Annotated in this window: 18 protein-coding genes; 9 read left to right on the top strand and 9 right to left on the bottom strand. The window is 39.3% G+C overall.

Features of this window, described 5'->3' with window-relative positions; all coding sequences use genetic code 11:
• Positions 1-37: 37 nt before the first annotated feature.
• Genes COR50_RS18420 through COR50_RS18405 form a run of 4 tightly spaced genes read right to left on the bottom strand, consistent with a single transcriptional unit; the run spans position 38 to position 6377 of the window.
• Positions 38-1735, bottom strand: coding sequence for a hypothetical protein (locus tag COR50_RS18420; protein WP_098195354.1), 1698 nt, complete (start codon positions 1733-1735; stop codon positions 38-40).
• A 12-nt stretch (positions 1736-1747) separates the two neighbouring features.
• Entirely contained in the window at positions 1748-2920 is a 1173-nt protein-coding gene (locus tag COR50_RS18415; RefSeq protein WP_098195353.1) for a DUF4249 domain-containing protein, read from the bottom strand.
• Between the two features lie 5 nt (positions 2921-2925).
• On the bottom strand, positions 2926-5700 hold the full coding sequence (locus tag COR50_RS18410) for a TonB-dependent receptor (RefSeq protein ID WP_098195352.1): 2775 nt from the start codon (positions 5698-5700) through the stop codon (positions 2926-2928).
• A 47-nt stretch (positions 5701-5747) separates the two neighbouring features.
• Positions 5748-6377, bottom strand: a complete 630-nt coding sequence (locus COR50_RS18405; RefSeq protein WP_098195351.1) for a hypothetical protein — start codon at positions 6375-6377, stop codon at positions 5748-5750.
• Between the two features lie 1223 nt (positions 6378-7600).
• Between COR50_RS18405 and COR50_RS22785 the strand changes: the two genes are divergently transcribed.
• From COR50_RS22785 to COR50_RS18395, 3 genes are all read left to right on the top strand, one after another.
• Complete coding sequence (locus COR50_RS22785; protein WP_098195350.1) at positions 7601-8029, top strand: MauE/DoxX family redox-associated membrane protein; 429 nt, start codon at positions 7601-7603, stop codon at positions 8027-8029.
• A gap of 69 nt (positions 8030-8098) precedes the next feature.
• Positions 8099-8479 (top strand): hypothetical protein, encoded by a 381-nt coding sequence (locus tag COR50_RS22355; protein ID WP_157760988.1) that lies wholly within the window; start codon positions 8099-8101, stop codon positions 8477-8479.
• Between the two features lie 687 nt (positions 8480-9166).
• Entirely contained in the window at positions 9167-9565 is a 399-nt protein-coding gene (locus tag COR50_RS18395) for a hypothetical protein (RefSeq protein ID WP_098195349.1), read from the top strand.
• Positions 9566-9608: 43 nt separating this feature from the next.
• Here the strand turns inward: COR50_RS18395 and COR50_RS18390 are convergent, their stop codons facing one another.
• The 5 genes from COR50_RS18390 to COR50_RS18370 all read right to left on the bottom strand — a co-directional run bounded on the left by COR50_RS18390 (position 9609) and on the right by COR50_RS18370 (position 18202).
• Complete coding sequence (locus COR50_RS18390; protein WP_098195348.1) at positions 9609-11021, bottom strand: TlpA family protein disulfide reductase; 1413 nt, start codon at positions 11019-11021, stop codon at positions 9609-9611.
• Positions 11022-11035: 14 nt separating this feature from the next.
• The gene (locus tag COR50_RS18385; RefSeq protein WP_098195347.1) at positions 11036-12379 is read right to left on the bottom strand and encodes a RagB/SusD family nutrient uptake outer membrane protein; all 1344 of its coding nucleotides are present in this window, start codon (positions 12377-12379) and stop codon (positions 11036-11038) included.
• Positions 12380-12394: 15 nt separating this feature from the next.
• Positions 12395-15937 (bottom strand): SusC/RagA family TonB-linked outer membrane protein, encoded by a 3543-nt coding sequence (locus COR50_RS18380; protein ID WP_098195346.1) that lies wholly within the window; start codon positions 15935-15937, stop codon positions 12395-12397.
• Positions 15938-16209: 272 nt separating this feature from the next.
• The gene (locus COR50_RS18375; protein ID WP_098195345.1) at positions 16210-17421 is read right to left on the bottom strand and encodes a FecR family protein; all 1212 of its coding nucleotides are present in this window, start codon (positions 17419-17421) and stop codon (positions 16210-16212) included.
• A gap of 211 nt (positions 17422-17632) precedes the next feature.
• Positions 17633-18202 carry an RNA polymerase sigma factor gene (locus COR50_RS18370; RefSeq protein WP_098195344.1) on the bottom strand — a complete coding sequence of 190 codons (570 nt, stop codon included), beginning with the start codon at positions 18200-18202 and terminating at the stop codon, positions 17633-17635.
• Positions 18203-18562: 360 nt separating this feature from the next.
• Between COR50_RS18370 and COR50_RS18365 the strand changes: the two genes are divergently transcribed.
• The 6 genes from COR50_RS18365 to COR50_RS18340 all read left to right on the top strand — a co-directional run bounded on the left by COR50_RS18365 (position 18563) and on the right by COR50_RS18340 (position 24774).
• A complete protein-coding gene (locus COR50_RS18365) occupies positions 18563-19129 on the top strand; it encodes an RNA polymerase sigma factor (RefSeq protein ID WP_098195343.1) in 567 nt (188 codons plus the stop codon).
• A gap of 4 nt (positions 19130-19133) precedes the next feature.
• Complete coding sequence (locus tag COR50_RS18360) at positions 19134-20282, top strand: FecR family protein (RefSeq protein ID WP_098195342.1); 1149 nt, start codon at positions 19134-19136, stop codon at positions 20280-20282.
• Between the two features lie 382 nt (positions 20283-20664).
• A complete protein-coding gene (locus COR50_RS18355) occupies positions 20665-21531 on the top strand; it encodes a LytTR family DNA-binding domain-containing protein (RefSeq protein WP_098195341.1) in 867 nt (288 codons plus the stop codon).
• Between the two features lie 276 nt (positions 21532-21807).
• Positions 21808-22632, top strand: a complete 825-nt coding sequence (locus COR50_RS18350; protein ID WP_098195340.1) for an RteC domain-containing protein — start codon at positions 21808-21810, stop codon at positions 22630-22632.
• 335 nt (positions 22633-22967) lie between these two features.
• Positions 22968-23279: a helix-turn-helix domain-containing protein gene (locus COR50_RS22680; protein ID WP_098195339.1), complete on the top strand. Its 312-nt coding sequence runs from the start codon at positions 22968-22970 to the stop codon at positions 23277-23279.
• A 64-nt stretch (positions 23280-23343) separates the two neighbouring features.
• Complete coding sequence (locus COR50_RS18340) at positions 23344-24774, top strand: DUF4099 domain-containing protein (RefSeq protein WP_098196312.1); 1431 nt, start codon at positions 23344-23346, stop codon at positions 24772-24774.
• Positions 24775-24784 lie beyond the last annotated feature (10 nt).

The raw sequence follows: 24784 nt of genomic DNA, 5'->3' as shown, positions 1-24784 counted from the left end.
TGCTCCGCTGAAAGAACATAATTACCAATCTTCACTACTAGTTAACATAGATAGATTTAATGGATTTTGTATAATCACCGTTTTTAGAATAGCCTTCAACTATTATTTTATATTCTCCTTTTAGATCGCTTGTATAAAATTCTACATCCTGTCCATCCTTTACAATTGCGTTCCAATAAAGAAGTTCGCGATTGTCGGGGATTCTTATATTATTTTGCATACTATAATCGGGTGAATAAAATTTCTTCGGGTATTGTATGCCGTTATAGTCCATGATTGTAACATAATTGTCCAAAGGGAATCCTGCCAGGTCTCCCTTGTATGTTTGCAGGTAAACCACGCCCATCGATACGGAAGTATTGTAGAAATAGGGTCTTGCCATCACCGTTCCTTTCCTTAATTTTAGCGGATCGAAGGCGAAGAATTTCTTGTTGTTTTTAATCGGTACACCATCAATCAATACCAAGGGATCTGAATTAAAAAAACCGGGTGAGGCCTTAGCATTGTTGAGTGCTAATAGGTGAAGCGTATCCTTCCAATTTCGTACCATAACGGTTCTTACATATTCCCTAAACACTTCTTCCATGGTAGTAAACCTCGTGTAGTCATCCAAGTTAAATTGTTCGTCATAAGTGCCAAAAAATGGGAGACTATCAAGTGCCTCCTTCGGAATATTCACTTTTTCCGGGCCCATAGGGGAATAGGCTTTTGAAATCTGTAGATTTCTATGCCTGGCTTTTAATGTATTTATTAAACGTGCATTTGTAGGTGTCCATGGTGCTCTATCAAACTCTTGGTGCCTAGAATAAAAGGGTGAATTGATATTGATGACGACATCTGGATTGCCAGTAGCTGGTTGAATAATAATCTCACCATCCCCGTAGTATTTTGTCATTTCAGCGAAAATTTGGCCATTCCGATTGCTTCTCGTTACATAAAATCTTGGGATTCGACCCGGCACAGAAATATATATATCTTGATTTGCCAATGGTATTCCCGTTGATTTGCTTACGACTTTGCCCATAAGAATAGGGGCATAAATTTCCGGAGGATATAATATAGATTTATTATTTACTGTGTACTGGCTACTTTTACCGGCTACATCCAAATATAGACTCCCTGTTGTATCTAAGGCATCTACTCGGTATACCTTCAATGAATATGTGGCGGGTGAATTCAATGTATCTCCATTATTATTTTTGATTTTGACTACCACGCCATCTCGTTGGTTGTATCTGCTTTTGTCGCAAATTATTTCAGTGCTATTTGCATAGTTAACAGTATGGTTATTGGATACGGTTGGCAAACTATCAATTTTGTTAAAAGAGTTAATTACTGCTATTTTTTTATTGCAAAAGCTATTATGACCAAAATTCTTCATCCATGAGGTATATACTGATATAGTATATTGACCCGTTTGAACATCTAGTGGAAGATAAATTGCACCGTAGCCGATATCATCTTCAATTTTGACTTTTAATTGTTTTATTGGGGTTAAGTTTGAATCTAGTATTTCTAAATAGGCGATTTTGCTCTTTACTGCGTTGTCTGAGTTCGTGTATATAAGGTAAACTTTAAACCAAAGTGTTTCCCCGGAAAGATATACCTCCCGATCTGTAGTCAGTTTTATTTCCTCGGTGCATTTTATTTTTTCGTTTCCGCCGCTTATTTGTCCTAGGGCTTGTAACGTAGAAAATTGAATCAATGTAAGTATGATTATAATTAATTTATTCATAGCATTAAATTATTATGGCCAAAACTCCGGCATTACGTTCGTGCCGCCCTGGCTCCGGCAGTCGATACAATTGAAATTCCTGATCTTGCCGAGCTCTTTCTTCTGTTCATCGTTATTGATATAAACGGGGAACACGTTACTGGTTGAGAAGTGCTGGTAGCGCCCCAATTTTGTAGTAGTTGTTACGGTGTCCGCCGTCTCGCAAACTTCCCGGTAGGTCCAGTTGCCCGGCCGCCCAAAAAATTGTCTTTTCTTGCTAAGCGTGGCGGCCGACATGAAACCGATCACCGTTTCCGAGGGATCTTCATCGCAGCTGATATTTCCCCGCAGCTCGCTGGGCAATTGCCCGAAGATGTCCCCGAGCTGCTCGGTTACGGCGCGCAAGTTCTTGTAATAGTCATATGCTTGCGGCGTGAGGGCATACTGTTTTAACAGCATGCTATAGCCCCAAGCCAAACGCGGATCGTTGTGGGTGAAAAGTTTCAGCGGGGTATGGTAGATTTCGTCCTGGCCGAGTTGTTCGGAGGTGGCCACGAAAAGCTGCGTGCTGGGATCTTCCTGCCAGCAGCGGTACAGCTCGATGTAATAATCGTAGCCGTTCTGCTTGATGAGGCTGTCGGTCCGGTCGAAATAAATATAGGCGATGTACTGGGAACGGTACTCGTAAGTGCCTTCGTAGCTCCAGCGGTAATACCTGGTTTCGCCCGAGGGATCGCTCGCATCCACGTAGGTTTGCATACCATCGTGGTAGCGGTAGATGCCGATGCTGTCGATCGGCGGGGTACGCCGTACCGGCACGGATGCCGACTTGTAATGCTTACCATTTGCCGTGGCGATGACCAGGCGGCAATTTTGACCGGCGGCCAGTTTCGTGGCAATACCTTTATACTCGCCCGGCGCCGTCTCCGCCAAGCCGTAAGTTTCGGCGCCCTCGATCTCGATGCTCACCGCGGCGCCCTTCTCGGGCACCGTTTTTACCTCCTCGGAAAGCGGCACGCTGCGCGATAGCTTGATGACCGTGGTGTCTTCCCCCGTTGTAATGATGCCATCCACCACCAGGTAATCGAGGTCTTGCCCCTTGATACCGGGGTCGTAAGGATCGCGGCAGTATGCCAGTAACCAAACCGTTGCCGCTACCGCGGCTATATACATTTTCCAGTTCTTATGTAGGTGCTTCCTATCCATGGTGCTTAAAATTTGAAGTTATACGTTGCGAAGGGGATCGCGCTACCGAAGATCGAGAGCTTGTACCCGTTAACTTTACCTTCCTCCGAGATATAGTAAACGGAGTACGGGTTCCTGCGCCCCGTGAGGTTGTATACGCCGAGGGTAAAGCTGCTGTGTGCCAATTTCTTCCGCTTGTGGCTACCCTCTATGTTCACGCTGAAGTCCGTCCTGAAATACCCCGGCACCCGGTGCGCGTTACGGTTGCTGTAAAGCACCCTGTAGGAGCCGCCGTAGTAATACCTTGCCACCGGCAGCGTGATGGGCCTGCCGGTGCTGTAATTGCCGAGCAGCGACATGCTGAAACGGTGCGATACCTTGTAATTGGCCACCAGGTTCACCACGTGCGGTTTATCGTAGTCGGCGGGGAAATACGCGCCGCCGTTAATCGGCTCCGGCACGAGCGGGTCGTCCATCTGCAACTCCGTGCGGGAATAGGTGTAGGCAAACCAGCCGTTGAGTTTACCGGAGGTCTTCTTCACCAGGAACTCGATGCCGTAGGCCCTGCCGTTAGCGTTGGCGATGTCCGTCTCGATATGGTCGTTGAGGAATAGCTCCGCGTTGTTCTTGTAGGTAACGGCGTGGCGTATGCGCTTGTAATATACTTCCACGCTCGTCTCGATGCTGTTGTCCCTGAAATTTTTGTACAGCCCCAGCGCCAGTTGATCCCCGGTGCCCGGCTTGATAAATTCATCGCTGAGCTTCCAGGTGTCCAGCGGGCTGATCGCCGTGGTATTGCTCAACATGTGGATGTTCTGGCGGGTACGGTTATAAGCCAGCTTGATGCTGGTATTGCCGTTAAGGCTATAGCGCAATGCTACCCTCGGCTCCAGCCCCATGTAACCCTTGATGTTGCCGGAACGTGTAACCGTATCCGTGATATTATTTACTTCGCGCGGGGCGCCCGGGATGTAGCTGTAGACATCGTGTGGCCCCAGGTAGGAGTAATAGTTGAACCGTAGCCCCAGGTCGATGGAGAGGTCGGCGCTCACCTTGACCAGGTCCCCGATGTAAGCGGCGGCATCCAGTCCCCGTTCGCCCTGCACGCCGCGGGGTAATGCCTGGCCCTTGCCCACCGCGCGGTACTCGCCGGGTTGCAGCTCGTAGCGCGTGGCCGATAGCCCGGCGGTGAGCTTGTGCGTATTATCCAGCGTGTACACGAGGTCGTAGTTAGCATGCAGTTGGGATATATTGAAACGGAAGCGGAAATCGTTCACGGTGGAGCGGTCGCTTTCCATATCGAAGTCATAGTAATCGTAACCGGCGCTGAACAGCCCGAAGGCACGGTCATTGAAGAAATGTTTCCATTTCAGCACGGCGTTGCGGTTGCCGTAGCGGTAGAGCGTATCGCCGTCCAGCTTGAAGCGGTCCTTGCTCCAGTAACCGGACAGGTACAGCGTGTTGCGGTCGTTGAAGCGGTGCGTGATCTTGGCATTGAGGTCGTAAAAGGCAGCGCTGCTGTTCTTGTACCTATCGTCATCGAGGAGGTTGAGTGCCCAGTCGGAATAGGTGGACCGGCCCCCCGCGATGAAGGTCGTTTTTTTGCCGATAGGTCCCTCCAGGGTAAGGTTGCCGCTGAGTGGCCCGATGCCGCCGCTCCCGGAGAATTTCTCGCGGTTGCCCTCGCGGGTCACTACCTCCAGCACGGAGGAAAGCCTGCCGCCGTAACGCGCGGGTATGCTGCTCTTGTAAAGCTCGGCATCCTTGACCACCCCCGCGTTGAATCCCGAGAAGAAACCGAAGAAATGCGAGGGGCTAAAGATGGTCGCACCGTCGAACATGACGAGGTTCTGGTCCACGGCGCCGCCGCGCACGTTCATGCCCGTGCTGCCTTCGCCCACGCTGGTTACGCCGGGCAGGGTTTGCAGCACGCGCACCACGTCGGCCTCGCCCATCAGCCGCGGCAATTCCTTGACGGTCTTGATATCGACCTTCTGCATACCGACCACGGTGGAACGCACGTTGGAAGATTTCTCGCCGGAGATCCGCACTTCCTTGAGCGCGGTGACGTAATTATCCATGCGGACATTGAGTTTGCCATCCCCGAACACGCGCAGCTTGCGGCGGGTATCGGCCATGCCGAGGTAGCTGACGTGCAGTACCCTCGCCCCCCTGGGCAGGGTAACCACGTAATAACCGTACTGGTCACTGATCACGCGCAGCGGTGTGCCTTCCACGGCGATGGAAGCGCCGCTGATACCCTCCCCGGTTTCATTATGGCGTATATAGCCGGAGAGCGTGGCCTTGCCTTCGCCGTAATGGTCGGAAGCGGTGCCTATGGTGTAGAGTTTATTGTCTTCCGAAGAGAGCCTCGCCGGGGGTACGAAAGTACCGGCGGTAGGCGGGCTTGCCGTTTGCAGGGCACGTCCCGGTAAGGTCGCTGCCGCCCCGCCCGGCTTCAGGGTGGTGGTGCCGGGGTTCATGCTGATAGCTTGGCCCACCGTGATAAAAATATGCCCGTCGTCATCGGCGGAAAAGAAGAGCCCCGGGGTATCGAAAGCGATCGAAAGCGCTTCGTCCAGGGGTTTATCCTTCACGTGAACGCTGAGGTTGATACCGGATAACCCGGCGCTATCGTAATAAAAAAATACGGGTTGTTGCCGCTCGATGGCATTCACCAAGGCGGAGATCTTCACGCTGTCGAGCTCCAGGCTGACCTTGCCATCCAGCGATTTTTTCGATTGGGCAGTAACGGCAATGCTACCGCCCACGATAAGTAATACCGTGTATAAACACTTCATGGAAAAAGTTCAATTAGATTTTGGATAATAAGTCATACAAACAATGTTTATTGCCCGTTTACATTTTCAGCATCCCCGAAAAAACCGTCGAGGTATTTCCCGATCAAGATAAAGGAATAGATAGGGTCAAGGTTGATAGAAATAGCCCTGTCATCTATAAACTTGCGGAGATCCTTTTTCCGTTCTTTCAAGGCGCGGAACAAGGTGATTTCATCTTCGAAAGAGCGGTACGTGCCACCGTAATAGAGGAAGTAGGTTACCGGTACATCATCGATAAAGCTCCACACCCTGTTACCGTATGGTACCCTGCTGCGGTAGTTCTTCTGGTACCGTGCCAGGATGCGGGAATTGCCGCTGTAAATCTCCTGGTAGTAACCTGCTTTTAACCCGGGAGCTGCGGGTACGTTTACGAAGCGTTTCCCATCGATGTTGAACTCGCTCACCAAGTTTTTACGCAGCGTGATTTTCGCCCGCTCATCCCTGTAAGCCACGATACATTCGTCCTGCACCATGTCGTACTGCATGAGTACATCCTCGTAAGATCTGCCGTCGTACACGACACAACCGTAGACGAATTCCCCCGTTCCCATGAAGGGGTGCTTGTTGTCGTAAATTTGGGGATCGTAGTAAGAATTATACGCCGGCCCATTGTACAGAGCACCCCGGGAATCGAACATTCTCGAATAGATTTCTTGGAAGTAATTCCCCGATTTCTGTGCTGATAAATAGAATGGAAATAAAACTGCCAGACACAGTATAAAAAACGATTTCTGCATTTTAATAATAAAAGGTCACGAACATTAGTTTCTTTACTTTATTATAGATGTGTTTTTTGCATAAAAAGGGTGAGAATATTTTCGAGGTATTTTTATATTTTTATTTTTTTAATTTATTAAATATTTATTTTTAATGATATACATGACTTGTTGTAACTATCAAATATTCTTTTGTTTAATAACCCAAATGAAGAAATAGGAGCGGAAATGAATAGAGGGCTGAAAAAACAGCCCTCAACCATTTAGGATTCATGATTTTATCAACAGTAATTACACATTACCATTGTTAGACTCAAGATAAAATTAACCAAAAACGATGCTGAGGAATATCAGTCTGAACATGAAAAAGTCTTTTCCTTGGAAAATCTCAAAATTTGACACGTTATTATTACCGATGAATAGCTAATAAAAAAAGGGAAACTGAAAAGTCAGTCTCCCATTGCTTCTTCATGAAAATTTTTAAGAAACAGTTCAGCCTTGAACTGTTACTACCTCAAATTTAAATCATTTAAGTGCGGTCTTACTTCAGTAAAGAAATCACTCGCAAGAATACGAGCGATAATGTTTATGATCTTCTTAATTATACATATATATATGTTATTAGGTTGGAAAAAGGGTGATAAATAGTTCGGATATATTAAGAAATATAAATTTTCCTACAATAAACTGGCAAGTACACCACAAAATTGAATATACTTATAATCACTTTAGTTGTTAATTCCATTGCAAATAAACGATATTTCAATTTGATTGATAAATCAATAAAGATACAAAACCTTATATCGATTAAGGAAAAAACAATTAGCGGTTTTAAATTCTTATGGAAACAAAACAACGATAACTCCTAGCAATTTCTATCAAACTGGACATTTAAAAAGGATCTCAATTAAATCATTGTAGTAGACTAAACGTTCCAAATTTCAGAAAGAAGAATACTATTAAAGAAAATGGATGTGAATGATTTTAATATTCTAATTCAAATTTTGAAAGAAAATTGAGTGACTGCGGTTTTTCTTCAAGTGTTAGTTAATAGCTTTGTTATTGTTGTCATCGATGAGCATTCGAGGTTTTATTAAGCCTTGGTTCTCAAAAGTGTACTTTGGTTAACTATTAAAGTGAGTAAAATGTCCCTGAAAAATTCAAGAATTGTAGACGGAATAAGTTTGGCATTTATAATACTTTGGACATACGCTGCTTTATCGAAACTTTTTCATTTTGAATCTTTCGTATACCAGCTTAATCAATCTCCTTTGTTGGGTGGTTATGGGAAATATATGGCCATTTTAATACCAGGGATAGAATTAATAATATCATTACTATTCGTCTTTGAGCGATCAAGAAGAATAGCTCTTAAAGCCTCATTTTTACTAATTACAATTTTTACTGTGTACCTGATTGGCATGATCACATTCGCAGATAAAGTGCCATGTAGTTGTGGCGGGATAATATCAAGATTTACATGGGATCAACACATTGTATTCAATCTGTTTTTTATAGCAATTGGACTTATAGCATTGTTAGCTAACAAGAGTAAAAAGGTAACTCAGAATTAATATTTAGAAAAATAGTAATATGAATGGATGGTTAATCAGAATTGCAGAGTATTTCTAAAACTATTCGCTATGATTAAGTCAATTATATATTCCATAACATTAATAGCTACGACATTCCTGACATGGAATTCTTTTTCAAAAACTCATAATTACTCAGTGGTATTATTTGTATTGGCTCCATATAGTGATCCTTATGTGCCAACTAACTACACAATATCATATGACGAGCCAGAATGTTATGGCGCTGGATATATTTGTGCTATTTATGTTGAAGACACAGATATTTACACACCTTGGGATGCACCATATATTGATTACGTTGGGAAACCCAAAGTAGATATTTACTCTTCATCACCATCCAGTCTCTCGTATGGAATTACGCGAGCTCTTAATGAGCCGGGATCAGATTCAAATCCCTATTATGGAAGGATCTATTATGAATTGGAATAGTATAGTAGAATTAGGAATTAATTAATAAAGCATTTTTAGTGCCTACAAACGGAAATAATTTGAATAAGGGTAGATCGTTGAGGTGTCTTAAATATTGGGAAGGAGACTAACATGTGACACTCAACTAAAAAAAATATTATTGCTGACTACTATTATCAATAATTGATGAGTTTCCTATATCAACAAAAATCTTTCTGAAATATCAATTGATACTCATTTTAAAATTTATAATTTCAATGCTATTATTTTAATAGTTATCGTTTCAAAATGTCAAATTAGTTTAAAATATAGTTCATGATTTTTGGTAACAGATACTTTAGTCGAAAATAATTTTTTTGAGCGCAATACAATTAAATTGAACATTGCCTTACAAATAGAGAATTAAGTGTTCATATCGAAAAAACAAGGAAGATTATATAATCCCGAAAATTGTTGAGTATGACAAATCATTAAGTTGGTAGAATATTCAAAAATAAGATTATATATCTATGAATTGGAGCATCCATAAGACTAAAGAGTAATTATTTAACCTAAATGAAAATATTATTCCTGATAGAAATGATAGGATATAACGAAGAACGGATTAATAAAATTCAAAATTTAAACTTTAAACTTTAAACTTTTTTTAATGATAGAATTTTACCTTGTTACGTAACATTCATTTTTTACCCTTTAAAATTTAATTTTATGAAATTTAATGTTTTGGCCATTTGCGCTATCCTAGTCGCTACTGCCACAGTTTGTGTTTCTCAAGTTGATGCTGCGAAAAACAGAGCTAGTCATAGTTTTGTATATTCTACTTCTGGTACAGATATCACTGATCCTGCATTCTATACAGAAGTTTCATTTGATGATTCCGATTGTCCTAATGATGGTGCACTTTGCGCTCTTATCATTGAAGATAATGATGTTTACACTTTAGCCGAAGTGATTGCTCAAAGTAAACCTATGAGCTGGGTTGGTAAACCTAAAGTAGATGACGTTTCTACAGGTGCTTTAGGCGCCAAAATTCAAAATGAATTGAGTACTCCTGGTGAAAACTTAACACCAGACGGTAACGGTAGAGTTGTCTATGAAAGGGATTAATTTGAATTGAGTATATAAAGAGGTGGAAATTCCCACCTCTTTATCAAGCATCTTGAATGGTTATTTGATTTACAAAATCATTGCTCTTAATAATTTTTAGGCCAAATTGAGCTAGAATCGCATTTAGCTGAGTTAAATCTTCAAACAGCCTCTGAAGTGGGAGTTTTAAATCATACTTTTCTGAATCATTAAACCCCATTATTACTACATCAGATTCATTTTTGAATATCTTCCTACAACCAAGAAAATATTCATGCAATATTTCTCGTAATGTCATTCCGGAAAATTCTATCATATTTTCCTTAATTTCAATCTTACTTGTTGTTCTATCAGATTTATGAATTAAGACGGAGTTTGACTTAACTACTTTATAACATGGTATTAATTGTGGTACAATAGAACCTACAATTTTAAAGTTCAATCTAAAATAATTATTCAAATCACTATACATAAGTTTCCTTCTTAATTGACTACTATATTTTATTGAGGATATCTGCTCATAAGAAAAAAGTGATTTTCGATATAATCTATCTGTAATTTCCTCGGCATTCAGATATTTTTTTCTAATAGTTACCTGAGATGTATCATTTACAAGTAGAACTATGTTCGGTAGAAAGGATGCAGTGAAAAGTATTGACGTGTCTGAATTTAATTCGTCCTGCAAAGCAAAAGTGTACAGATCAGAAATTGATCTGTTGAGATATGTACTCCTTATGGTTGCATTTCGATTATTTTTTATATTTTCAATTACCTCACCATAGGGGTTCGCATCTTTTTCTTGAAATCCTCCGATGGTTGAGCAGTAATCGAAATTCGTATTATCTTTTGCAAAGAAGGAACTATTCGATTTTATTTCTCTTGTTTTTTGATCTTCAATAAAGAAGATATCTTTTCCATCAAGATAATCTAATACTTTTCTTTCATTTGTATTTACTGGAATACCTCTTAAGATAACTTTCTGATCCTTTCCAATCCAAACATGATATCCAATTGATGTTCTTAGTGGGAAATAATTAGCCAGATCCTTATCTACAATTATTTTCAAGTTTTTTGGAATTATATTCTTTTCTGGGTTTCTTTGTATATTTGACTTTATCCAGTTCTTAATTTCCTGTTCATCTTGTAAAGTATTTACTAGTAAAATAATAATGTCCTTTTCAAATTTTGATTGTAATGCGGATAATTCTGGAAAATGTTCAATACAAGATGTGCAATTGGTTGTCCAGAAATCGAATATGATCAATTTGCCCTTAAATTCGGACAATTTTGTATTCCCTTCAATTGTATTTTCATTATTACCTCGAAAGTCAATTATTGTTTCGAATTTGAAATCAGGAACAAATTGACCAGGCTGTATCTCTCCTTTTATTAATTTTTTCCTATTTTGAGCAGTTGATTGTATTGAAACTAGAAGGAGTATTGTTAAAATGTGTAAATTCCAATTATTTCGACGCATCTTTAGATTTTTTATTATCTTTTATTTTGTTCCCAAGTGGGATTAAGTGCCATTATTTCATTAGGTATAATCCAAGTATACCTTAGGTCGTTGGGAAGAAGTTGGTATATTCTATCGTCGACCGACCTTGTCATAATAATATTTTTCCCCTCTAGATTTAATCTTCGAATATCTGACCAACGCACACTTCTGAATATCAATTCCTTTCTTCGTTCTTGCAATATTCTATCTACTAACCCACTTGTTGTTGGTAGTATAATTGGCTCAAATTTTCCAGAAATGAAACGCTTTATCAGTAGTTTATTTAATTCATCAAGCGCAAGTATAGAATCACCTTTTCTTGCAAGACACTCGGCCTTAATCAGCATCATTTCGCTAACAGTTATTCCAGCGAAAGCGTTGTAATTGCCACTAGAACCGTAATTTCCTCTGAAAGCATAAACGCCGTTATTTTTTCTTTCAAAAAAAATTTTTTTTCGCAAGTCCATTGAATCATAGGAACCTATCAAAATACTGTCAATGTTTGCCCCACGTAAAGTCCATAGGGGACCGTCTGTAATTAAATTGTAGCATATTTCTTCGTTATAAGGTGGAATAGGTGAAGTCAAGTTTGGGTCCAAATTATTAAAATCCATTAATTTTTCATTCTTTTCTAGATATTGATTTGAGTATGTTAGGGCATTCTTATAATCACCGATTGCGAGAAATATTCTTGCAAGTAAAGCAGATGTATTCGCTTTATCCGGTCTGTTCATCGCTTCACCATTCTTTGGCAGAAGTTGGATTGCCATCGTAAGGTCATTAATTATTTGTTCGTATGTCTCTTCAACCGTACTTCTTGGATAAGTCTTTTCGATATCCGGTAACAGCCTTAAAGGAATTGAAGGAAGCCCTTTTGTGCTATCTGTCAATGGAGGTGCAAATATTTGAGATAGGAGAAAGAAGCTAAATGCTCTTTTCATCAGCGCTTGTCCCTTAATATTATTATAATCTTCTTGATTGCTTATATTTAATTTTTTCAATTCGCTTAGAACCACATTACAAACCCTGATGGTTTGATAATTATACTTCCAGTTTAAAATTCCATCTGCAGTTGGACTCCAGATATATGCATCTCTTGCATCCGAATTAAGGGTATGAAAGGTCTCAGTAGCTAAATAATAGTCATCTGCGATAATATCTTGCAGGTTTGTCGTCTTTGTTAAGGAAGCATTGTCAAGCAGGGATTGTAAGTCCTCCAAATTATTGATTGTGGTAAGACTTTTATCTGGCTTTAGATCCAAAAATTTTTTGCAGCCATGAAATATAACGGATACTAGAATCAGGTTTAATGTTATTGATAATATCTTAGAACTCATTTTGAATCTTTTTAGTTAAAGGTTAATTTTTAACCCTATTGAATATGATCTAGGGTTTGGAATCTGCCTTGTTGGAAAATCTGGATCATAGCCTGTACTTGTTGATTTGTAAATAAATAGATTTAAATTATTTACATATGCAAATATTTGAAGCGACTCAATCGGTATTTTGCTTTTTCTAGTGTTTATCCAATTATAGGATAATCTTATATCATTAAGTCGAATATTATCACCCTTTTCGTAATTTATTGACGCGAATTCATAAAAGTTGTCCCTGTTACTATCAAACGGATAGGGCATTGAAGGTACCGTTGTTCTTAATTCATCGCCTTTCTGTTTCCATCTGTCTCGAAACTCCAAATTTGTTACCCAGCTTGAGTAAAGTTGATCATACTGTAGAACAGGTTTCCGGAAATAGTATTTGAATTTGTATGTAATATTAAAAGAAAGCCGAATATTATTGAATGAAATTGTATTTAATAAGTTCCCGAACAACAAAGGGATTGAAGAGCCAATATATTGCTGATTTGAAGCAGAGTCATTAAATATTGTTCGATAATCCTTGGAAATTTCCCCATCAAATATACCCCTTGGGTCTCCTGTTTCTGGATCTAGTCCCGCCCATTTATACGCGTATAATACGCCATAGATTTTCCCTTCTCGTATGGTTGGTCCTGTTGGTGTTTTAAAATCTGATCCGAAAAACTCGGTAACGATTGTCTTAGCATAACTTGAGTTTAAGGACGTTTTCCATTTGAATTTGCCGTCGATGTTTGTTGAATTTAGTGCCAACTCAAATCCATTTCCTTTCAAGTTCGCGGCATTTTTCACCACCGTTGATATACCAGTAGTTGGATCGACAGTGATATCAGAAATGAGGTCAGAAGAACGTTTTCTATAATAATCAAACGAAGCAGAAATTCTGTCACTTAAGAATCCAATATCAACACCAAGATTGAAAGTCCTCGATTCCTCCCACCTTAGATCTGGATTCGGTGTATTTTTAATAGCACTTGCACGTTGTCCCCAATGATTTGGATTTAACGTAAGTATTGTTGTTAATGCACTGATTGAATTGTTTACATTTCCAGAATATCCTATGGTAGACCTAAGATTTAAGTGAGAGAACAGGTTTTTTTTCATGAATACTTCATTTAAAACATCCCATTTTAATCCTATAGACCATAGTGGTTTCCATTTATTGTTTGTATTTACACCTAAAAGGTTTGATCCGTCCTTTCTAGCACTTAAGTAAATACTATATTTTGAGTTGTAGGTATAGGATGCATTCGCTAAAAATGAAACAAATCGATCAGACCTATTTGTAAGTTGTTGCATGGTTGGAATTCTCATCCTTGTTCCAAAAAAGGTTGTGAATGTCGTTGCATAATCTATATTAGATGCTGATGATAGGTTCTTGTCGTCATAACCGTAAATTCTATTAAAATTGGATATATTGTTTGCTGTAGTGATTTCGCCAACCACCATTGTTCTTATGTCATGTATTTCATTTATTAATTTGCTAAAATTTATTTGACCGCGTAGGTTATGAGATGAAATGGACTGAATCCCATTATCATAAACTCCTCCTACAGGGATCGCTCGATCTGAAGTCGTACTGTTTGTGAACTGATTAATTAAGTCCCTTGCATAGAAGGATTCTAAGCTATAGTTTCTATCATCGGTGGTAGATTGTTTCGTATATTGATACTTAATCTGTCCATCTAACCACGGCGTAAAGTTCAAATGGACCCCTAAGTTGAGTAACAGGGTTTGAGTATTCAATTTTGAATCAGCAATTCCATTTTCTACAAGTGGTTTATACGTCCAATCAAGAAGATCTTCATTTCCGAGAGATTCGATGTAGGGTAATGAATAATTTTTTGGAATTGATAATGGCTTTCCATTTTCATCTGCAAGTTTTGCATATGGATAAAGTTCTGTTTTTCCTCCTCCAGGAGAAATTTGGTAGCCTGGACCATCTGCATCAATAGTTTGATTTGTGTAATTTATTGTTGTTGCAAGCTTTATTTTCGGTCTGACCTTGATTGATATATTTGAATTTAATGTGTATCGGTCTAGTCCACCCGGCCCTTTAATATTAGATTTCCCGTTATCAGATCCAAATGAAATATTATACCCAATTTGACTACTACCGCCATTTAGGCTTATAAAATTTTGAAAGTTTGATCTATTTCGTATTACATATTTCTCGTAATCATCATTCAATGAATGGCCTTTTAATGCCTTTACAATTTGTTCAGTTTCAGAATGAGATAGTTCCCCGTTCCGCTCTTTGTTCAATGTTTCGATAATTGGGGTAATTGGACTAACGAAAGGATATGCTAGGTAAACATCGTAATAGCCTTTGTCAAAAAGGAATTTTTCAACTTCTACAAATTCATCAATCGACATCTTTGGAAAATAGTTTAAGTCTGGTTTCGAAGAAATATTAAAATTTGAGCTTATGTTTATCGATGTTTTAGAATTTAACATACCCTTTTTTGATGTAAGAACAATTACTCCATTTGCTGCCCTAGCGCCCCAGATTGAAGTCGCTACAGCATCTTTTAAAATCGACACGCTCTCAATATCATTGGGGTTAATTGTATTTACGTCACCGTAAAAAGGAAAATCGTCAAGGATAATTAATGGATTCTTCGTTGCGGTTCCAGTAGTTATGTCGCTCGCGCCACGAATGGAACTTACCCCTCGAATTGAAATTCGTTCTGCTGGAGACGATGAGGCGTTATTTACTAATAGTCCGTTTGTAACTCCGTCAATTCGACTTATAATGTCCGTGCTAGTGCTTCTTTCAATTAAGTTTTTGTCAACTGTACTTGCAGCACCGACAAAACGTTCTGGTGAGATATTCTGATACCCCGTCGAAATAATTACTTCTTTTAGCTGTTCATTTGATTTTTCCAAAATTATTTTGGAAACGGATTCATTGTTGACGATTGATGTTCTTTGGCGATAGCCTATAAAGGTAATTCTAATTTTAAGCTCTTTAATTGTTCCAGCATCTAATGAGAACGCCCCCTTTTCATCTGTAATCGTCCCCTTTCTTATTTCTTCCGCCCATATATTTGCTCCCATAATCGGATTACCATCCTCGTCTACAACTTTTCCTATAATTGGCTTCTGTTGTTGGTTGATAGTCTCCATAATTCTATTAGCTTTGGGGTAAACAACTATCAACTTTTCTTTTATGACATATGCTAATGGTATACCTTTTACACATGCATCCATTGCTTGTTCAATCGATCCGTCCTTTATTGATAATGTAACCTTATACTTATCCACCTCATCATTCTTATAGGAGAATAAGTAGCCTGTTTGCTCCCTTATTGAAGCAAATGCCTGTGTTAACTTTGCATTTTTTAGTTCTAAATTAACCTGTTGTGCACTGGCTGTTGAATTCCCAAAAGAGGGAAAATTCACGAAAACAAAAATAAAGATTGCAATTTTAGTCATTGATTTGGGAATGTTTAAAAAAGACGCATAACTTCCCCTGTGCGTTATCCTTGGATAACGGGCATAAAATAGGTTATTCATACATTCGACTTTATGAATTAATAATAGGGGGATGTTTCTCTAGATATTTTATAATAAAAATATCTTAGATACATTCACATCTACTCAATTTAATTAGGATCAAACCATTTGCATTCACGAGGATATAACCATGGTTGACTGTTATCCTTGGTTGATCTGGTAATCTAATTTTAGATTTTTTTGTTTATTAAATGAAATTTCGACGGGGCAAATTCAGAATATGGACGAAACGATTATTAATTATATATATAATTAGATAGGCAGATTGCGGTTTATTTACTTTTTACAAAGAGGCGATTTGCATCTTGATCTTTTTCGAGACTACACTCAAAACCTAAACTTTCAATTATACTGGTAAAGGTTTTTAGACCTTTGTTTCTTTCTAATGTTATAGTGTATTTTTGGCTTAAATCCACATCATTTCCAAATTCAATATCCACATTGTACCATCTCGATGCTTCCGCCATAATTGTCTCCAATGTTTGATCTTGGAATTCAAATAGATTTTTTGTCCAAGCGATTTCTTGTGAATCCATTTGACCTGTTGATAACAATCCATTAACTAAAATCGTTTTTTCTCCCGGTAAGATCGTTTTGGTGTCCTTCTGGGTAGTAACTTGAACTTTTCCCTCGACTAATGAAGTAATAATTGGAGAATTTGGCTGAGCATGCACATTGAAATGTGTACCCAGGACCTTAATAATCTGAATTTGATTTGGGGCAACTTGTGCCTTAACAATGAAAGGCTTAGCCAAGGAGTTATTACTAAGCAATTGCGGTTTAACTTTGAAGAATGCTTCGCCTTTAATGGTCACTTCCCGTTTGTCCTTTGCAAATGGCACAGGAAAAGAGATTGAAGACGCTGCATTAAGCATTACTTCAGTACCATCACTCAATATAACATTATAAGTACCTCCCCGCGGTGTCGACACGGTATTTATGCTTGGTATTTGATCTCCTACAAGGTTTTCATAGGATTGGTAAACAATAGTATTAGGGGATGGTGCCTTTACTAAGGCACCGTTTATCAAAACAATGGAATCTTCAATATTCCCAGTTAGCTTATATGATGAAGGTGAACTGTTAATGCTTAATTTCGCTTTAAATGTCGCCGGTTCTATATCCGCAATTTCATTTAGATGACTTTCTGGTATTGCTTTTCTACTTTCAAACTTTGAAATAATGCCAATTGCTACAATAACACTGGCTGCCGTTCCTATGGCAATTCCGCTAAGAATTCTGATGCCCCGGTTCCTGGATAGTCTTCTCGTTTCAGATGAATATTGCTGTTCTTCACTTTCGATCTTTGCCATCAATTTTTTTTTAACCCGTTCCTGTGATTCTTGAAAATTGATATTCTGAAGCGTTTGTTCGTCCATTATTTCTAAATTCAGGAGCGCCTTTTTCAATGCCAGAAGTTCATCAGCGGACAAGGTTCCTTGTTCGTAAGCTTCTAATATTTTTAAAATCTGATCTTTATCCATATATAAAATTCGGTATTAATACCCGATATTTTTAAATGTAAGTTAATTTAGGCCTACAAGAGTATAGGCCCGTACATTACGTCTAACCTAATTTAAACCGTTGAAAGGATCACATACTTTCACTAATTGAGATGGACCATTACTCTTTCCTAATATGTATACAAGTAAAACAACTGAGAGTCTATTTAGGGTTATCGTGGGTAGGAATTTCTTAAAAAAAATATAACATAAAGAATATCCGGAGATGTTTACGCATTGTTTTCAACCCTTTTTTTATTTGGCCTCTCACGGTTTCAATGCTTACTCCCTGGGTGATAGCAATCTCCTTGTATGACATCTCGGCATTATACCTGAGCTTAAAGACTTCCCTGGTTTTGGGGGGAATTAAATTAATTGCCTCGTCAAACTTTGCTTTCAGTTCATCTTCTAATATCTGATGATCAATCGGGTTTTCCTCTTTCGGGTATGAAAGAGCTAATTTTGTGTAAAAGGCGTCTCTAGTTTTCAGCTTTTTAACTCTATTCAACAGTGTATTTATCGTGCATTGGTATAGAAAGGACGAAATATTTTCATTTTCAATTTTGAATCGACATTCCCATAACTTTAAAAATACATCGTGTACAATATCTTCCGCCTCTGTTAGATTATTTGCCGTTCGTTTGATTGTGAAATAGTATAAGCGCTTAAAGAAACGATCATAGAGCGTATTAAAGGCGTCTTTATTACTCACCTTAATAAGCTCCATGAGTTCAAAATCTGTTTTGTGCTGTAATATTCCCATCGTTTATAAATAGTTCACATGCGTCTGTGGATTTAAATGGCACTAGTCATTTAAAGAAAGGTAGAAGTCAGCAACTCTAGCTGAGAGTTTGATCTTGGCTGTGAAAAATGGTTAGACTTGTAAGGTGTATGTACGGTAAAAGAAAGAAAATAGTTTGTCATTGCAAAAAAAAGTCATTTCGCTAACATTTGATTAACAAACTGCGTGTTTTGATTTTGAAATATGAAATATGTAATTTCATTAATGTGAAGCATTCTAAATTCTCACTTATATTTATTTTGACTCAATAGATTTACTTTTAAATTATTATATTGCTATTCCAAATCTAAATTTGCGAATCGGTTAGCCTTAAATCATAAAATGCAAGAATTACAAAATCAACAGTTTTTAAGAAAGTTGAGTGAGGGTAATCCCGTTGCCTTTGACGAGTTATATGTACGCTATAGGGCATGGCTAGTTGTTGTGTCTATAACTATCTTAAAAGATGAAATGGTTGCAGAGGAGATTGTTCAAGATTTTTTCTTGAAAGCATGGAAAGAACAAATCTTCTGCCAAAGCGAATTCCCTTCGCTTGAACAATTGAAAGGATATCTATATAAGTATGTCAAGAATTTATCCTTTAATAAGTTGCGAAGTGAAATCTACCGTCGTAAACGGTTGGAGGAGATAATGATTCCAGCAAATCATATTATTATGACGAATGATTTCGATCTAAAATTATCGCAAATTGAAGGTGCTTTGCACTATTTATCGCCGAAAGAGCGAATTACCTTCGAGTTAGCTTTTTTTCATCAGTTGACCCGAAAGGAGATTGCTGCGAGATTGAACGTAAGCATAAATACAGTTAAGACTCAATTATTATTTTCCGTTCGGAAGCTTCGTGAGAAATTAAATAATTCAGTTAATTCAAATACAGACGATTACTAATATTATGATTGAGAAAGAACATATCCATCAGCTTATGACCGAGAAAGCTGCTGGGATTATAAGTGCGATCGATGAGCAATTCCTTGATGATCTCATTGAAAACGATGCTGTAGTCAGGGAGAAGTGGGAAAAAATAACCAAGCTATTCAATGGGGAAGATATATCCAACCATTTTGAAAGGTTCGAAGCCATGCATCACCCGGCCAACTTCTCTGGCATCCTTCAAGAAAGAATGCCTAAAAAGAGGAACACGCTAAAGCCTATTTTGGTAACCGCTGCTGCAATTGCGGCTTGTATCGCCGTTGCATTTTTTATTTGGCCGGATAACTCCGGTCGATCTATAGCTTTCAACAGTTCTGAATCTTGGAACGACAGCGCCGCATTCACGCAATTAAAATTATCCAACGGCGATATCATTAACCTCGGTATGGATACCGGCCTCGTAGCTGTGGGAAGTAGCAAGATGAATAATTTAAACCGTACTTTAAGCTACCATGTAAATGAAGATCTACCCGCGGGTATCAGTACCCTGATGGTACCTATAGGCTTAAACTACAAGATCACCCTCAGCGATGGAACCGAAGTTTGGCTCAATTCGCAGACACGCATGCAGTTTCCCTTTAAATTTAACAGCAAACAACGGGAGGTAGCCATTCACGGCGAAGCCTACCTAAAAGTAACGCGGGATGCGAAACACCCATTCATAGTACATCTCGATGATAAGCGCGTGGAAGTATTAGGTACAGAGTTTAACGTCAATGATTATAACAAGGATAAAGTTGCCGTCTCATTGGTAAACGGTTCCGTAAAAATGCATACCGCCGATGCATCTATAGTGTTGCAGCCGGGCAAACAAGTAACCGTTATGCCCGGGGAAAAGGCCGCTTTAAAACAAGAACCCTTCGATGCAAAGAAAGTATTGGGATGGCGTGATGGCATATATTATTTTGACAATGCCAGGCTGGAAGAAATTTGCAAGGTACTGCCCAGGTGGTACGGCATAAAGGTGGAGATGGATAACAATTCCATCGGGAATATGATCTTCAGCGGAACTATCGACCGAAACCAAGATGTTAAAGTTTTCCTTGAGAATATTAATATGACTATGGGGGTTAAGTATTATTACAAAGAAGGAGCGCTACATCTTCAATAGTGGGGGTTGTAAATAAAATTTTGTTGACGGTAAATTATAGCCGTCCATGTGAGTATGAATGGCTTTACGTTAGGGGGATAGGATAAGAAAGCTAGGTCCTATAATATTTAAAACAACTAGTATTATTTTAGTTTTTTATATTTCAGATTTGTTGAATATGAAAATAGAGTTGACAATTTGAGGATGCCCTGGAAGTTTTTTGAAGCTTTTTGGATGAAATAAGGCACTTGAATTCAATAGAAAGTGACCCAGAAAATATCTATTTTCTATGTGTCCTCATAATTTTTCAATGTTCTCCAGATTAAAAATGAATTTCCGATAAAGTAATTTATTATTTAATTTTATTTTATCACCTAACTGCTGTAAGAACAAATCGGAATCCATGAAAATACCCATTTATGAAACATTCTTCACTCGCATTATCGTTGTATTTGGCCTCGCCTGTATCTTAACTTTCTTTAGAAGTCTGGGGCCTCTGGCATCTCATTCTCCAGAAAATGTTTATTTGCAGTTGGGGCTTATATTCTTTATTTTATTTTTCATAATTCAAACGATTTATGTAGCCACGATCCAACTTGATCAGCGATCCGGCTGGAATTCAAGTATATTCCGACGGACATTCCTTCAAATTTTTTTCGGTGTTGTTGTACCATTTATTTTGGGAATAATTATGCTTGCTTCCTCTCTGTATATGCTCGAAGTCGATTCAAGTGAAACTAGCGCCAAAGCAGATTTATTGCTTTCTATTTTTGTAGTAACAATTTTAGCCAATTTATATTATGGCATTCGATATTTTTTCGTTACACGGAGGATAGATAAGAACGTGAATTTAAGAGAGGGAATAGAAAAATCGGAGAGATCGGGTGCAGGCGAAGCTGTGGAGAAGGGACGGTTGGATATCTTGGAGGGGCGCATTTTCACGGCCTTAACACCTACACGAACAATGCATATACCCGAAGATGAAATTGCATATTTTTATCGTGTAGGTGTGAGAGTATACGTAAGATTGTTTTCCGGTCAAGATTATCTATTAGCACAAAGTCTAGACGCTATTTCAAGCCAACTTGATCAAAAATATTTTTTTCGTGTTGCAAGGCATCTTATTGCCCATAGAGATTCAATTAGGAACTTTCAACCGTTGATGCATGGAAAATTGCGTTTGTCACTTTATCCGAACTTTCGTGAGGATATCACGGTAAGTAAATTACTTGCCCGTCAATTTAAGATTTGGATAGGTGAAATTGTCTAAGATTATTGTACCCATTTTATCAGAATTTAATCAAGTTTTCCTTCAATTGTAAGTTGGCAAGAAAAAATATATAGTGTACGACTTGTGTTTTGTTCAGGAAAATGATCCATTTCACATGGCATTTCATGATGCATTTTACCATTCCATATTCCTAAATCGCTGTTTATCTGTCATTTGAGCTACTATAAGTTTTGAAACCTATGCTGTAGAGTTTAGTTTTGAGGCCTGAACTTTGCGACCTTGCCCGTTCGTGTCGCAACAAAACCTAGACTCATTATGGAAACCTTATTCAATGAACTACACCAACAAGTCGAAGGTGCGCTGAATGATTTATGCGGAAGTGCCACCGACGTTGATTTAACACAAATTGAAGAAGCAATTACTATAATAAATCAATCGTTATACGCATTGCGCAGACCCCTTGTTGATTTTGAGTTTGACAATCCTGAAGATGAAATTGTTTTTTTTAAAAAAGATTTACCGAGGCTCCAGTCTAAACTTATTTACTATGTGTCTCTTGCTGGTATAGAATTTAGAAAGCCTGAAGGGGCAAAAGAGACGCTTGTGCAGTATTATAGAGAGGAACTTGACAAAATCACTATTTGGTTCGAGGAACATAGAGAATATTATGAGTATTATCGGGCTGATTCGAGCCATCTTGATAAGTACTATTTTATTCGGGGAGCAAGAAATATTAGATCAACTTTCTCATGTGTCTTTGATCCTCATTTTTGTCCGGCGGTGTGCTATGTCTATGCCAAAATTATTGCCCATAACCAATTACAAAAACATTTAAATAAGCAGCTTGATGTTCTACTGGGCGTTGCGCAAGGCGTTACATTTCCCGGGGAATTCGGTATTCGGTGGACAGATAGTCGTGCCGCTTTGGAAGAGCTAACTTATGCTTGGTATTTTAAGGGTAGTTTTAACAACGGACAAGTTGAGATTAAGAAGCTATATGAAGCACTTTGTACTTTTTTTGGAATTTCTCCTGGGAATATTTATAAATCGAAACAAGACTTTTATGGCCGCACGAATATTAGTGCCTATTTAGACGTCCTTTCAAAAAGGTACAAAGAAGGAATGGTGGATTCCGAGTAGTAGTAATTTGTTTCTGATTTTAATTCATTATAAACCGAATATGATCTCTAGAAAGTTTCAGATTGATTTTCCATTTAATGTGAGAATATAATGAAGATGTTTTTTCTAGCGGTAGTGTCTTGGTTTATAAAAAGAAAGTTTATTTGCGCAATAGAAATATCATTCCCCAAACGAAATTAACTGAAACAATTTGATAGCAAAATTGAATGTAGGCCTTTGTTAACACCCATATATAGTAGAAAATAGTATGTATACCCTATGTCGACGAACTACCGGTATTGTCTCCATTTCTTTACCATTTTTGTGTCTCCATTATATAATCTAATTGCTAGTGTATGAACATCGATCGGGTTGAATTTCTTGCTTGGATGGAGCGGATTAATACTAGGTTCGACTTAGTCTGCGAGAAAATTAATGAATTCCACTATAAGCGAAGTACTATAGACGGGGATGAACTCCTAGATAACCAGGATATTCTTCTAATGCTTAAAATTAGCTATCGTTCATTACAGCGGTACCGCTCTTCCGGCAAGCTACCATACTACTCCATCAGCGGGAAGCTTTACTACAAGTTATCGGATGTACATCAATTTATTAGGGAAAATTTTAAAGGAAGAATCGTTAAGCCCCCCCTTGAAAGAAAGTAGCTGCAACGCGTACAACTCATTATAACAAAAAAACTTGTATTAATAACCCTGTAAAATTATGATCATGAATGAACAAGAAATCGGGAAGTCAACACTCCCGGATCAATTATCTGATATTCTGCTTGTGCTAGACAAAGCAAAGAAGCAAATTCAAGCGGTGACAGGTGTTGATGAGCATGGGCAACTTAAAACCGTGGATCCTACGACAGAAAACGAAGGTCAATTCATGCGGGTCGATAAAAATGGAGATATATTTTCCAATTTCTTTTTAAACTTTTTTCGCCAGATAAGGAATCCGACTGGTTTTTCCTTTTTTAAAGTGCCGGCAGGGCAAGCCGTAGATACCGCCCAAAAGATGCAACAGAATCTGGATAAGCGCACTCCAGAAGGGGAGGAGCTGGAAAAGCAGCATGAGGTGCCAACGCCTGCCGATAGCAAGCAAGAACAGCAAAGCAGCCAAAGCCAGGGCGCCGGGCAGGCGGAGGGGTACCGCTACAAGCCAGAGCAGATTGATTGGGAGACAATGGGCAATCTGGGGTTGAGCCGGGACTACCTGGAAAAGAGGAACCTGCTTGATCCTTTGCTCAAAGGCTATAAGACCAATGATCTGGTGCCTATCAGCCTGAACCTGGGTTCGGTGATCACCCGGACCGACGCCCGCCTGTCCCTGCAGCCGGGTGAGGACGGCAATGCTATAGTGGCCGTTCACGGTATCCGCAAAGAGCCTAACCTGCAGTATCCCTTCTTCGGGCATGAGTTCAGCAAAGAGGATAAGGAGAATCTGCTGCAGACTGGTAATATGGGAAGGGTGGTTGATTTAAAAAGTCCCAAAACCGGAGAGATCATTCCTTCTATTGTCAGCGTGGACCGGCTGACCAATGAATTGGTGGCCCTGCGAACGGATAAGATCAAGATCCCCGATGAAATAAAAGGGGTAAAGCTGGACGAGCAGCAACGGCAGGATCTCCGGGAAGGAAAGCCCCTTCCGCTCAGCGGTATGATCTCCAATAAGGGAAAACCCTTCGATGCTACGCTACAATTCAATGCCGACAAACGATACGTGGAATTTCTATTTGACCGCAACGCTCCCCAGCAGGTACAGACTAATGGTCAGCAGCAATTTACGGAAGCCCCTAAAACCTTCCGGGGCAAAGAGCTGGACCAGGAACAATACCAGAAATTCAAGGACGGTCAAACGGTATATATCAGCGGGTTGGTCGATAAGAAAGGGAGGTCTTACCAGGGCTATATCACTTATAACGCTGATTCCGGAAAGGTGGACTTCTCCTTTGATAATCCCGCTAAGCTGAGGGAACAAGCTAAACCTGCGGAAGCCCATAAGACGCAGACCGCCGTAAACTCCGAAGGCAAAACCAACGAGGCCACCAAAAACATCAAAGAGCCGCTGAAGTCCGGCCAAAAGGAACCCGACAGCAAAAAACAGCAGCAGGAGCAGAAGCCGAAAACGCCCAGGGCAAAGAAACCGAAACTGTAAACACAGCAAC

The organism is Chitinophaga caeni, from assembly GCF_002557795.1.
Lineage (GTDB): Bacteria > Bacteroidota > Bacteroidia > Chitinophagales > Chitinophagaceae > Chitinophaga > Chitinophaga caeni.
This window is presented reverse-complemented; position numbering and strand designations above follow the sequence as displayed.

What these genes read in the sequence shown, in the direction of transcription:
- COR50_RS18420 (WP_098195354.1), bottom strand. Translation starts at nt 1,735, where the DNA reads ATGAATAAATTAATTATAATCATACTTACATTGATTCAATTTTCTACG.
- COR50_RS18415 (WP_098195353.1), bottom strand. Translation starts at nt 2,920, where the DNA reads ATGGATAGGAAGCACCTACATAAGAACTGGAAAATGTATATAGCCGCG.
- COR50_RS18410 (WP_098195352.1), bottom strand. Translation starts at nt 5,700, where the DNA reads ATGAAGTGTTTATACACGGTATTACTTATCGTGGGCGGTAGCATTGCC.
- COR50_RS18405 (WP_098195351.1), bottom strand. Translation starts at nt 6,377, where the DNA reads ATGTTCGATTCCCGGGGTGCTCTGTACAATGGGCCGGCGTATAATTCT.
- COR50_RS22785 (WP_098195350.1), top strand. Translation starts at nt 7,601, where the DNA reads ATGTCCCTGAAAAATTCAAGAATTGTAGACGGAATAAGTTTGGCATTT.
- COR50_RS22355 (WP_157760988.1), top strand. Translation starts at nt 8,099, where the DNA reads ATGATTAAGTCAATTATATATTCCATAACATTAATAGCTACGACATTC.
- COR50_RS18395 (WP_098195349.1), top strand. Translation starts at nt 9,167, where the DNA reads ATGAAATTTAATGTTTTGGCCATTTGCGCTATCCTAGTCGCTACTGCC.
- COR50_RS18390 (WP_098195348.1), bottom strand. Translation starts at nt 11,021, where the DNA reads ATGCGTCGAAATAATTGGAATTTACACATTTTAACAATACTCCTTCTA.
- COR50_RS18385 (WP_098195347.1), bottom strand. Translation starts at nt 12,379, where the DNA reads ATGAGTTCTAAGATATTATCAATAACATTAAACCTGATTCTAGTATCC.
- COR50_RS18380 (WP_098195346.1), bottom strand. Translation starts at nt 15,937, where the DNA reads ATGAATAACCTATTTTATGCCCGTTATCCAAGGATAACGCACAGGGGA.
- COR50_RS18375 (WP_098195345.1), bottom strand. Translation starts at nt 17,421, where the DNA reads ATGGATAAAGATCAGATTTTAAAAATATTAGAAGCTTACGAACAAGGA.
- COR50_RS18370 (WP_098195344.1), bottom strand. Translation starts at nt 18,202, where the DNA reads ATGGGAATATTACAGCACAAAACAGATTTTGAACTCATGGAGCTTATT.
- COR50_RS18365 (WP_098195343.1), top strand. Translation starts at nt 18,563, where the DNA reads ATGCAAGAATTACAAAATCAACAGTTTTTAAGAAAGTTGAGTGAGGGT.
- COR50_RS18360 (WP_098195342.1), top strand. Translation starts at nt 19,134, where the DNA reads ATGATTGAGAAAGAACATATCCATCAGCTTATGACCGAGAAAGCTGCT.
- COR50_RS18355 (WP_098195341.1), top strand. Translation starts at nt 20,665, where the DNA reads ATGAAAATACCCATTTATGAAACATTCTTCACTCGCATTATCGTTGTA.
- COR50_RS18350 (WP_098195340.1), top strand. Translation starts at nt 21,808, where the DNA reads ATGGAAACCTTATTCAATGAACTACACCAACAAGTCGAAGGTGCGCTG.
- COR50_RS22680 (WP_098195339.1), top strand. Translation starts at nt 22,968, where the DNA reads ATGAACATCGATCGGGTTGAATTTCTTGCTTGGATGGAGCGGATTAAT.
- COR50_RS18340 (WP_098196312.1), top strand. Translation starts at nt 23,344, where the DNA reads ATGAATGAACAAGAAATCGGGAAGTCAACACTCCCGGATCAATTATCT.